8 protein-coding genes are annotated in these 12,394 nt (G+C 39.7%); all 8 read right to left on the bottom strand.

The genetic code is table 11. The features are described 5' to 3' along the window. Window positions 1–168: 168 nt before the first annotated feature. Window positions 169–2,547, bottom strand: coding sequence for an endonuclease MutS2 (locus QZ334_RS04300; RefSeq protein ID WP_295232243.1), 2,379 nt, complete (start codon window positions 2,545–2,547; stop codon window positions 169–171). A gap of 13 nt (window positions 2,548–2,560) precedes the next feature. After that, complete coding sequence (locus tag QZ334_RS04295; protein WP_295232240.1) at window positions 2,561–4,984, bottom strand: DUF3656 domain-containing U32 family peptidase; 2,424 nt, start codon at window positions 4,982–4,984, stop codon at window positions 2,561–2,563. 88 nt (window positions 4,985–5,072) lie between these two features. Beyond that, window positions 5,073–7,517: a phenylalanine--tRNA ligase subunit beta gene (gene pheT / locus QZ334_RS04290; RefSeq protein ID WP_295232238.1), complete on the bottom strand. Its 2,445-nt coding sequence runs from the start codon at window positions 7,515–7,517 to the stop codon at window positions 5,073–5,075. Between the two features lie 9 nt (window positions 7,518–7,526). Then, window positions 7,527–8,549 carry a phenylalanine--tRNA ligase subunit alpha gene (gene pheS / locus QZ334_RS04285; protein ID WP_005386321.1) on the bottom strand — a complete coding sequence of 341 codons (1,023 nt, stop codon included), beginning with the start codon at window positions 8,547–8,549 and terminating at the stop codon, window positions 7,527–7,529. Between the two features lie 36 nt (window positions 8,550–8,585). After that, complete coding sequence (locus QZ334_RS04280; protein WP_295232235.1) at window positions 8,586–9,050, bottom strand: PaaI family thioesterase; 465 nt, start codon at window positions 9,048–9,050, stop codon at window positions 8,586–8,588. 225 nt (window positions 9,051–9,275) lie between these two features. Further along, the gene (locus QZ334_RS04275) at window positions 9,276–10,487 is read right to left on the bottom strand and encodes an ABC transporter permease (RefSeq protein ID WP_105093874.1); all 1,212 of its coding nucleotides are present in this window, start codon (window positions 10,485–10,487) and stop codon (window positions 9,276–9,278) included. After that, the gene (locus QZ334_RS04270) at window positions 10,480–11,202 is read right to left on the bottom strand and encodes an ABC transporter ATP-binding protein (RefSeq protein WP_005386312.1); all 723 of its coding nucleotides are present in this window, start codon (window positions 11,200–11,202) and stop codon (window positions 10,480–10,482) included. Before QZ334_RS04270 ends, QZ334_RS04275 begins: the two co-directional genes overlap by 8 nt. Window positions 11,203–11,214: 12 nt before the next feature. Then, window positions 11,215–12,297, bottom strand: coding sequence for an efflux RND transporter periplasmic adaptor subunit (locus QZ334_RS04265; RefSeq protein WP_295232232.1), 1,083 nt, complete (start codon window positions 12,295–12,297; stop codon window positions 11,215–11,217). Window positions 12,298–12,394 lie beyond the last annotated feature (97 nt).

Genomic DNA, 12,394 nt, shown 5'->3' with positions numbered 1-12,394 from the left:
ATTATCTTTCAATGATTGGGATTAAAGTACCAACACGTTTTGTCCTATAACCCAAGAACTTACTACCTTTTTTATTTCTATATATGTATATAGCTATACCCCATAATCAATTTGATAGACGATAATAATTTACTGTATTATCTATAACTATATCACTATTGAGTAGCTTTATTTCAGAACTACATTAGTAGCTCCTGCACCACCTTCATCATAGCCTGCCGTTTCAAAATGAGCTACATGCGGTAAGGTACGCAAATATTGATGTACACCTTCTCGTAATGCGCCAGTCCCCTTACCGTGAATAATGCGCACTTGATTAACACCACCAAGTAAAGCTTGGTCAATAAATCTACCAACAGAACCTGTCGCTTCATCTACCGTTTGTCCAAGAATATTGATTTCAGTACGAACCTCTTTTTGGCGTTGTACGGCAGAGCCACCCATACGCTTTCTAGTCTTAGGCATAGCTGCTTTTTGTTCCCGTTCAAGCTTATTTCCTTCTTCACGTGTAGTAGATTGTAATTCGCTAACCTTTACAGTAGCTGTTAGTCCATTAATATCTACATTCACACGATTGCCATTGATAGATAATACAGTACCTAAGGAACGTAAGGACGTAACATATACTGCTTGGCCTACCTTAATAGCATCTGCAGTCAAAGATTTACGATCATCATCTACTGGAGATTCTGGTATATGTACATTAGAGATACCCTTACGTGCAGCATTAATAGCAGATTGACGCTTATCCTTATTTATTTCAGAGAATTGCGATTTCAATTGCTTGATAATTGCTTCCCCTTCGACGCGTAAGCTACGTTTCATAGATTCTGCATCAGCTTGTGCTTTGGCTAAGATTTGTTTACGCTTTTCGTTAAACTGTTTCTTTTCCTTCTCTAACTGGCCACGCATGCGACGTGTTTCGTCCAGCTCTTTTTTTAAGGCTCTTTCACGTTCAGACGCTTTACGAAGTTGTTCATTCAAATCCGAAAGAACCTCTTCCATTTCATGGTTACCAAATTGAGATTTATACTCTGCCGCACGAGCTACGATATCTTTTGGCAAACCTAAGCGGGCCGCAATGCTCAATGCATGGCTGCTACCTGCTACACCGATATGAAGTCGATATGTTGGTTTTAAGGTGCGCTCATCAAACTCTACATGGCCATTTTCAATACCTTCCGTATGGTATGCATAATTTTTAAGCTCATTATAATGAGTACTTACCATCATAAGAGCGCCCTTTTTACGGAAGAATTCAAGGATCGATACGGCTAATGCACTACCTTCCTCTGGATCAGTACCAGAACCAAGCTCATCTAGTAATACCAAGTCATTAGGCCCACAATGTTTAATGATGGAAATCACTTGCGTCATATGAGCAGAGAACGTACTAAGGCTAGCCTCAATACTTTGTTCATCCCCAATATCGGCAAAGATATTTTGGAATATAGGCAACATTGAGCCGTGGTCTGCAGGAATAAATAGACCACATTGGTTCATTAAACTCAATAACCCTAATGTTTTAAGGGATACTGTTTTACCACCTGTATTAGAACCAGTAATCAATAAAATACGATACGATGTACCTAATTGAATATTGGTAGGCACTACCACATTCGGTGGGATTAATGGATGACGAGCTCTCATGAGATTGACAGTTCTATCAGTACTCAAGATGGCCGGTACACCCTTATAAGAAATAGCAAGGCTCGCCTTACCATATACAAATTCGATATGGGATACCTTTTCACAAGCATCCATCAAATCATTACTATGTTGTTTTACAAGGGCTGATAATTCACGGTAAATACGCAATACCTCTTGCTCTTCACCAATCAAAGCCTCTTGTAATTCATTATTTAGATTCACCAAGCGCATCGGTTCAATATAGAGTGTTTGACCCGTTGCAGAACGGTCGTGAATAAGACCATCAAAATATTGGCGATATTCCTGTTTTACAGGGATTACGTAGCGATTGTTACGCTGTGTAATGATCGTTTCTTGGAAATACTTCTGATTATCCTTGTCGTGTAAGATAGCTTGAATATCATTTTTGATCTTTTCCCGAGTTTTGATAATCGTATTTCTTAGGCTCGCCAACTTAGGAGATGCTGTATCAAGCAATTCCCCTTTTTCATCAAAGACGCGTTTAAAGCGATTTTCAATGCGATCTGTATTTGGCATATCCTGTACCCATAAGGATAGCAATGGATATTCCATATATTTCGTTCTAAAGAACTTTATCATGCGTTTATAAGCACCAATGGTTAAATAAATATCCCACAATGCTTCACGAGTAAGAACAAAGTCTTTACGACTCTTCTTACAGGACTCACGAATATCTCGCGTACCGCCTAACGGTTGTTCTACCTCAGTTTGCAAAGAACGCATGGCTTCTGCCGTTTCATCAAGGTTCTCTTGAATGGCTTTCGCATCTGTCATAGGTTCGATGTGCATGGCTAATTCTTTAGCAATGGTAGAACTACAATGTTGTTGTAATTGTTCTTTTATATGGTGAAAGTCTAATACATCTTCGTTAAACAATGTACTACCTCTTTTATAAAATACCTCTAAAATAGTGGCCCCTTGTAATAGGTGTATCATCCTTGCCTACACTTTTAGGAGGAGCTTCTTTTGTTCCATTTTGAATGGATACATAATCTGCTACGATAGTACGTAATCTCTTTGGATCCATATGACGTCCATCAATGCGCAAAATATGTAGCCCTTTTCGATGTAACTCTGGCACATAGGCGCGCATATCCATTTCATGACTATTCATGATGTGCATACGGCAATACGGATCCGTACGCAATGGGAACACTTCCCCTTTACGGTCCTTCAATGCGTAATCTTCCTTTACACACGGCATAGGGCAATTTTCTTTTTTACCAGTCCCTACAAAGCTAGCGATGGCACAGTATTCGGAAATCATCATTTCCGTATACCCATGAACCATAACCTCTAATGGCAAATTAGTAGATTTTTGTAAGTTAACTAGTTGCGTCAATGTTAACTCTAAGGATGGCGCTATGCTACTCATATTAAAGTCTTGCCATACTTGTAGTGCAGAGCCATTAAATATATTAAGACCTGTATCGGCTTCAATAGCACCTGTATACCCTAAGTCACGAAGCCACAATAACGCTTGAGGGACGTGAATAGAAATGCTATCTGGTTTCGCCTCAACTATGGCCTTGAGGGTATTCATATACGCCTTTACTTCATCATCTTTCACAACCCGAGGGGTAGCAAATACACAAAGTACTTTATGGTCTTTGCAAAGCTTAGCTACCTGCTCGTAGATGCTAAGTTCATAAGGCTTACGTTGTAAACGGTCACCACCGAAGATAATCTTCTTAGCGCCCCCTTCAATAGCAGCTTTTACAGAATCTAATTCATCAACGCGAGCACTCACCATAGGCTCAGAATATTGAACCTTACCCTTAGCAACCATAGATGACATATCTTGAGGTTCTATAGCCAGCTCAGCCCAAGCCGTTTCATGGTCTGTAATCAATAAATTTTCTAGTGATTCTACAGCATCTCGGCGCAATGCATTTAACACACTAGCTGGCCACATATAAGGTCCATCAGGAATAGACATAGAGCCAAGCGTAAACAATGTATTACCTAATCTACCTACTTGGTCTGTAACCTTCTCTAATGTAGTCGGTTTATTATTAGCATAAACCGGTTCAAACTCATTAGATACTGTCACAGTACGCCCATCATTTAATACAAAGGTAAGGTCTGTGCAAGGTTGTTCTCGGTCTGTATTAATAGATAGATAACCATGTACCTCTAATTTAGCACTGAAATCTTGTAAGCCTCGTTGCTTTTGAGATTTTGGCGTAGATGCTAAAAATACTTGCCCCGCTGCAAACCCTTCATCTGGTTTGCCTACAAAATGCTTTTCATCCACTAAGGACCAATTCTGATCGATTTGATAATACGTAATACTACCAGAATCTTGCATTACCTTTAAAAGTGATCCTTTTTCAATCGGTTCTGTTAGGAATAAATGAACTTGTCCCTTTTTGACCTCTGCTTTACCAATTAATTTGCCTTGATTATTTGGAGCTACAACAGTCATCATAGATTTCCCTACATGGTCTGTTAAGTAATCTGTAGAGAAGCCACGATTAAACCCAGACGCCAATGCATCGGCATCAGCAGCATCCATATGAGCTGTATCTAAAATATGACGATAGGTCCCAATGACTTGGCGCACATAGGAAACCTTTTTCATACGCCCTTCTACCTTAAAGGACGTAACACCAGCAGCTACGAGCTCATTCATATGCTCACTATAGTTAAGATCCTTTGGACTTAATAAATAGGCTTCGTGTTTAGGTAGCAAACTAGTACCAGAAGAATTCAATAGTTCATAAGGCAAACGGCAAGGTTGTGCGCAGGCACCACGGTTACCACTACGACCACCGATAAAGGAACTCATCAAGCATTGACCAGAATAGCACACACATAAGGCACCATGTACAAAGACTTCGATTTCAGCTGTACAGTTTTTACAAATATGTTCAATTTCAGGAAGGCTCAATTCACGAGCCAATACAACACGGGTAAAACCGAGGCTTTCATAAAAACGAACAGCATCTAATGTAGCCGCCGTCATCTGCGTACTGCCATGTAAGTGAAGTTTAGGAGCCACTCGTTGTGCCAATTTAGCAACTGCTAAATCTTGAACGATAATAGCATCCACACCGATGCGCTCTAAGTCCTTCAAATACGCCTCGAGATCCTTTAATTCGGAATCACCTATGAGGATATTTACGGTTACATATACGGACACATCCAAAATATGAGCCAAACGAATAGCCTCAGCCAGTTCTTCAATGCCAAAGTTTGCTGCATGAGCACGAGCATTAAAGCCTTTGCCACCAAGATAAATAGCATCAGCCCCAGATTCTAAAGCGGCTATAAAGTTTTCCATCGTACCGGCAGGAGCCAATAATTCCATGGATAATCCTTTCTACCTAACTAAAGGTATAACTATAGTACTAAAAGGGTTTACCATATGGTAAACCCTTTCAATATACTGCTTGAGATTAACGTAATCTGCAGTTAATTTCTGCTAATGCATCGATAATAGCTTGAATGTTACCATCAATATCTTCATCATTCAACGTGCCTTCCATAGAGCGGAATTGCAAGTTGTATGCAAGACTGCGGTAACCAGCTTCGATATGTTCACCTTCGTAAACGTCGAAGATAGATGCACTTTCTAAATATTCGCCACCATGCTCTTTAATGATAGATAAAATTTCACCACTAGATACGGACACAGGTGCCACAATAGCAAGGTCACGGCTAGTACCTGGGAATTTACTGAAAGATGTATAGCGGAATGCTGGAATCGTTAAGGATAATACTGCTTCCAAATCGATTTCAAACATGTATACTTTTCCTGGTAAATCAAAGTTTTTGCTCACTTGTGGATGTAATTCACCATATTGAGCAATCATTTTACCATCAACTACGTATTGAGCACTTACACCAGGGTGGAAGTAAGGTTCAGTGCCACGATTAATTTCATAGCCTTTAACACCTAGTTCAGCCAACAACGCATCTACGATACCTTTTACATCATAGAAATCTGTAGTGCGTTCTGCTTGATTCCAGCCAGCTTGGTTTGCTTTGCCCATCAAGATACCACAAGCCATAGGGCGTTCATGAGGTACCTCTGTCAAAGGCAATGCTTTTGGTTCATATACATTCGCTGTTTCAAACAACCAAAGATCCTTATTTTGTTGCGCAATATTGCGTTTCGCAGCTTCGATAACAGCTGGCACCAATGTAGTACGCATATAAGGGAATTCTTCGGAAATAGGATTCAAAATTGGAATGGCTGTATAACGGCTATCCCCTTCAGGAAGCATCATATTGGAAAGGCCATCTTTATGCATAAAGCTAAATGTAATGATTTGAGTCATACCCAATTTAGCTAACGTATGTGTTACCTCTTTCGTAAGAGCTTTCTTAGGCGTCATACCACCAGAGGACAATACGGCTACAGGAATTGTAGGAGCAATATTATCATAGTTATAAATACGAGCTACCTCTTCAGCGATATCAGGCATTACTGTTACGTCACCGCGCCATGTTGGAACGAGGGCAGATAATTGGTCCCCGTCTTCAGTTACAACGAATTCAAGGGCAGTCAAAATGCGAACCATTTCGTCTTTTTCAATGTTTGTACCCAAGTAATCGTTGATTTGTTTTGCTGTGAAAGTAACTGTATGTTGCTCTACAGGGTTCTTGTACAGATCGATAATGCCTACGTCAACTTTACAGGATGGGCAAATTTGTTGCAACAACTGTGCTGCTCTGTCGATAGCATAGGCAGTGTATTTATGGTTTACGCCACGTTCAAAACGTCCAGATGCTTCAGAACGCATACCAAGCGCTTTTGCAGTGCGGCGAATGGATGGTCCATTAAACACAGCAGCTTCAAGCATAACAGTAGTCGTTTCATTTGTTACTTCGCTATCAAAGCCACCCATGATACCAGCTACACCTACTGGGCGTTCTGCATCAGCAATAATAAGCATAGAGTCATTCAATTCACGTTCAGAACCATCAAGTGTAACAAGAACTTCACCATTTTTAGCACGTCTTGCCACTAGTTGATGACCTTTTACATGGTCATAGTCATAGGCATGCATAGGTTGACCAAGTTCTAACATAACATAGTTTGTTACGTCTACTACATTATTAATAGGACGAATACCGCTGTTACGCAAACGATTTTGCATCCACAATGGAGATGGCTCAACCTTTACATCTGTAACGATACGAGACATGAATCGTGTACAAAGATCATCAGCTTCAATAGATACAGATGCTTTGCCTTCAATGGACTCACCATTTTCGTTAACCATGATAACAGGGAATAAAGCTTTTTGATTTGTCATCATGCCGAATTCGCGGGATAAGCCAACCATGGAGAAGCAATCTGCACGGTTTGCAGTCAATTCAAATTCATACACTGTATCATTTAAGCCCAATACGTCTTTTACATCAAGGCCGATTGGTGTGCCTTCAGGAAAGATATAAATACCTTGTGCTTCTTCTGGCAATACTAAATCGCTGGAGATACCAAATTCTGCAACAGAACAGAACATGCCTTCAGATACTTCGCCGCGCAATTTACCTTTTTTAATTTCTGTTCCATCAGCTAAGCGAGATTTATGGTACGCTACAGGTACGATTTGACCTACCGCTACATTTGTTGCTGCTGTTACGATTTGTTTTGTAACAGGCTCACCTTCTTCAGTAAGGCATTCAACTTGACATACTTGTAATTTATCTGCATCTGGATGTTTCGTAATTTCTACGATTTTACCAGTATAAATTTTCTTAATGCCATTATCCATAGCAATGACATCTTCTACAGGAATCCCTGCTTGTGTTAATTCATCGGCCAATTCTTGAGCAGGACGATTCATATCCACAGGCACGTATTCGTTCATCCACTGTAAACTTGCTTTCATGAGTTCCTCCTAAAATTGTTCCAAGAATCGTACATCATCTTCAAAGAATAGACGTAAATCATTAATGCCATATAAAAGCATAGCAATACGTTCTACGCCCATACCAAAGGCAAAGCCTTTAACCTTTTCAGGATCGTACCCATTAATACGCAATACATCCGGATGAACCATACCGCATCCTAAGATTTCAAGCCAACCTGTATGAGAACATACACGGCAACCTTCACCACCACACATTACACAGGAAATATCTACTTCTGCAGATGGTTCTGTGAATGGGAAGAAGCTTGTACGGAAACGTACCTTTGTTTCATCCCCATACATATGACGCAAGAAGGACTCTAATGTGCCTTTCAAATCAGCAAATGTAATATGCTCATCGATGATGAGACCTTCCACTTGATGGAATACTGGGGAATGTGTTGCATCATAGTCCCAACGATAAACCTTACCAGGCGCAATCATACGGATTGGGCTGTTAGGTTCATGACGTTGCATTGTACGAGCTTGTACTGGAGATGTATGGGTACGCAATAAGAAGTTTTCTGTAATATAGAAGGAATCTTGCATATCACGTGCAGGATGGTCTTTAGGCAAGTTTAAGCATTCGAAGTTAAAGTAATCCTGTTCAATTTCTGGCCCCTCTTCAACGGTATACCCCATTTTCATGAAGAAGTCCTCAATCATTTCATTAACCTTAGTTAATGGATGGATATGACCAGCTTTTTGTGCACGACCAGGCAATGTAATATCGATACGTTCTTGTTCTAAACGAGCGTTTAACTCTGCCGTTTCCATACGAACTTTAACCGTATCAATTTCGGCTTCTAATGCTTCACGAACAGCATTAACGAGGGCGCCAGCCTTCGGGCGTTCTTCTGGAGATAATTTACCAAGACCTTTTAGTAATGCCGTTACCTCACCTTTTTTACCTAAATATTTAACGCGTATATCTTGCAGTGATTGTATATCTGTCAACCCTTTAATCGCATCAAGAGCTTCAGCCTTAATCCGTTGTAATTCTTCTTTCATTAAAGCATCCTCCTATATTTAAAAGTCTAAACTATATTATACCAAATCAGGGTTGTCTTCTTCAATAAAACGCCATGGTAATTCAGGTAATGGCTTCTCTTCTAGTACAAAAAATGTACCACGTGCTAAATGAACTAGTTCACCTAATTCATTATAGATACGTGCTGTCGCAACCATGGTTGTTTTACCACTGTGCTCTACATTAGCTACACCACGCAATACGGTACCACCCTTAACAGCTTTCACATAGTTACCATTAAGATCAATAGTGCTAACAGATTTGCCCAATGTGAAACAAGCGGTCCCCATTACACTATCTGCTAAACCAATACAAACGGCACCATGTAAATCCCCTCGGAAATTACAATACTCTGTATCATTTGTTTGTAAGGTCATTTCCGCATGACCTGGTTCAACTGCTGTAATTTCAGAATCTTTTACCCAAGAAAATGGATTCTGATTTCGTAATTCGTTGAAATATTCTAACAATGTTGTAGCCATAAGTTTCTCCATTCAATATACTTACCCGTAGATTAGGTAATCTACATATCCCGTTTATTACAAATTGCTTGCATGAAAATTTCATAAGTATATAGCACAAATTACATACAAGCATATAAAAATGGTGCGTTACATCATACATATTGTATCATGCAACGCACCATATGCGAATAACTCTATCTATTTATTAGTATGTTCTTAAAAATACAAACTTACAGTTTAAGACTATTCATAATGTAATGCATCAATTGGATTAAGTTTTGCCGCCTTGCGAGCTGGATAAATACCAAAGATCAAACCTATTGCCATAGAAAAGGCAAAAGACATTACAATAGTTGGTACAGATATAACCGTACTCATACCCGAAGCCATGCCAATCAGCTTAGATGAGCCTATGCCGAGTATAATCCCTATAATGCCCCCCATCAGACTGATAACAACAGCTTCGATAAGGAACTGTGTAACGATAACACTGTAAGTTGCGCCTAAAGCTTTACGTACCCCAATCTCTCGAGTACGTTCAGTTACGGATACGAGCATAATATTCATAATGCCAATACCACCAACAACGAGCGAGATAGCAGCTACAGCGCCAAGGAATAATGTTAACGTTCCTGTAGTTTCCTCCATAGTTTCCATGATGGAGTTCATGTTCTGAATATTGAAATCATCTAGATTAGTATCCTTGATCCCATGACGTACGCGCAATAGGTTTTCAATATCGGATTGTAATCGATCGATACCGTTTTCATCCTTACCTACTACGTAGATCATTCGAAGATAATCAACACCTTCTACCCGTTCCATGGCTGTAGTATACGGGATAATAACCATATCATCTTGGTCATTACCCATAGCACCACTGCCCTTACTATTAAGAACACCAATGATACGGAATGGAATATTTTTGACACGAATTTCAGCACCTACTGGATCTTCATCACCAAATAGATTCTTAACAACTGTTTTACCTACGACTGCAACGCGTTCACGATTCTGTACATTCTTTTCAGATAAGAAGCGACCGGATTTCATAGACCAATTGTTTACATCTAAATAGTTATAACTAACACCAGATACAGAAGTGGTCCAATTCTTATTTTGATAAATTACTACATACGAACCATTTGTCATCGGACTGGCAGCTTTTACACCATCTAGTTTTGCAATCGCTTCGTAATCAGAAACCTTTAAAGACTTCATAGAACCTGCAGAAGGTCGAACCCCTGGTGTGCGCGGTGCACCAGGCATAACCATCAATAAATTAGAACCTAGGCTAGAGATGGAGTTTTGGATATCTTGCTTTACACCATTACCAATAGATACTAAGGCAATTACGGCAGCTACACCAATGATGATGCCTAACATGGTTAAAATGGAACGCATTTTATTAGCAATGAGGGATGCCCATGCCATTAAGAAACTCTCTTTATACATGTGGCACCTCCTGTACAGGCGTCATATTGAGATTTTGAGAATCCTCTACAATCAAACCATCACGCAATACTACATTACGACTTGCATAGGTTGCAATTTCAGGTTCATGAGTAACGAGGATAATTGTACGCCCTTCATCATAGAGACCTCTAAAGATATTCATAACATCAATAGTCGACTTGGAGTCAAGGTTGCCTGTCGGTTCATCGGCCATGATGATAGCAGGATTATTCGCTAACGCGCGAGCTATGGCTACACGTTGACGCTGACCACCAGATAACTCAGATGGCAAGTGATCCATACGATCCCCAAGGCCAACAGAGGATAACAATGCAGCGGCACGTTCATTACGTGACTTTTTATCCATCCCTGCATAAATCATAGGGAGCGCCACATTCTCTAAAGCTGTCAATTTTGTTAATAAGTTAAAACTTTGGAATACAAAGCCTATTTGTTTGTTTCGTACAAAGGCCAATTCATCGTCGGATAAGGTTGCAACCTCATCGCCATTTAGGCGGTATGAACCTGTTGTTGGTCTATCTAAACAACCAAGTATGTTCATAAAGGTAGATTTACCAGAACCAGATGGACCCATAATAGACACAAATTCGCCTTTGTTGACCTGTAAATCGATGCCATGCAGAACAGGCACCGATAATTTACCATTTACATAGGTCTTCGTAATCCCTTGTATATCGATTACTGCTTGATTCATATTCACCTACTATTAGAACGGTCCACGGCTATTATTCTTAGGTGCTGTTACATCACCACTTACGATGATTTCATCACCTTCAGATAAACCTTTTAAAATTTGTACGTTAGTATCCCCAGTTACACCTGTAGAAACAGCTGTACGTACTGGTTGACCATCTTTAATAACATATACGTATTCACCTTGCTTATCTGTACGCACAGCAGTAAGCGGTACTACCAATGTGTTTTTAATATCTTCACCAAAGATGGTTGCACGAGCCGTCATAGATGGTAAGAAGTTGTTGGAAATATTTTCAGGAATTTGAACTTTTACAGTATAGTACACAACACTGTTGCTTGTAGCACCCATGTTACCTTTTGTACCTTTTGCGATTTCAGATACGTAGCCTGTGAAAGTTTCACCCGGTTTAGAGTCTACAGTAAATTCTACTTTAGCACCTTGTTTGATACTACCAATATCGGTTTCATCTACTGTTAAGTAAATTTCTAAGTTACTTAAATCTGCGATAGTAGCGATAATCATTTGTGTAGAAATACCGGTACTGATAGTTTGACCAGCTTTCAATGGAGTGCCTATAACAGTGCCAGACATTGGTGCTGTAATTGTAGCATCGCTTAAATCTGCTGCTGCGCGGTCATACGTAGATTTTGCACGTTCATAAGATGTTACAGAATCATCATAGGTTTGTTGAGCGATAGCATTTTGGTCTGCTAATGCTTTATAACGATTCATATCAAGTTCTGCCTTAGCTAATGCAGCCCGTGCATCATCTGCAGAGGCTTGTAATTGACGTGTATCAATATAAGCGATAACTTGACCAGCCGTAACTTGATCATTCTCTTTTACTAAAACTTTTTCAAGCTTACCAGCCACATTCGTAGAAACGTCTACATAATTTACAGGGTTAATAGTACCAGTTGCGCTAATACTAGTTTTTACATCACCCTTTTCTACCTTACCAGTAGTATATAAGTTTTGTGTTTGCTTAGAACCTTCGCTATGCATGTAGTAGTATGTACCACCACCAAGAACACAAAGAACAACAGCACCTGCAATAATGCGTTTACGATGCTTTTGCAAAAATTCTTTCATTATAATCTCCTTATATTAAAATGAAGATATTGGCACAACATGTATCGTTCCTAACAATACTATTAGTATTTTTAAATTATACAGTACCAATTACTTT

It is taken from the genome of Veillonella sp. (genome assembly GCF_019414865.1).
Lineage (GTDB): Bacteria > Bacillota > Negativicutes > Veillonellales > Veillonellaceae > Veillonella.
This window is presented reverse-complemented; position numbering and strand designations above follow the sequence as displayed.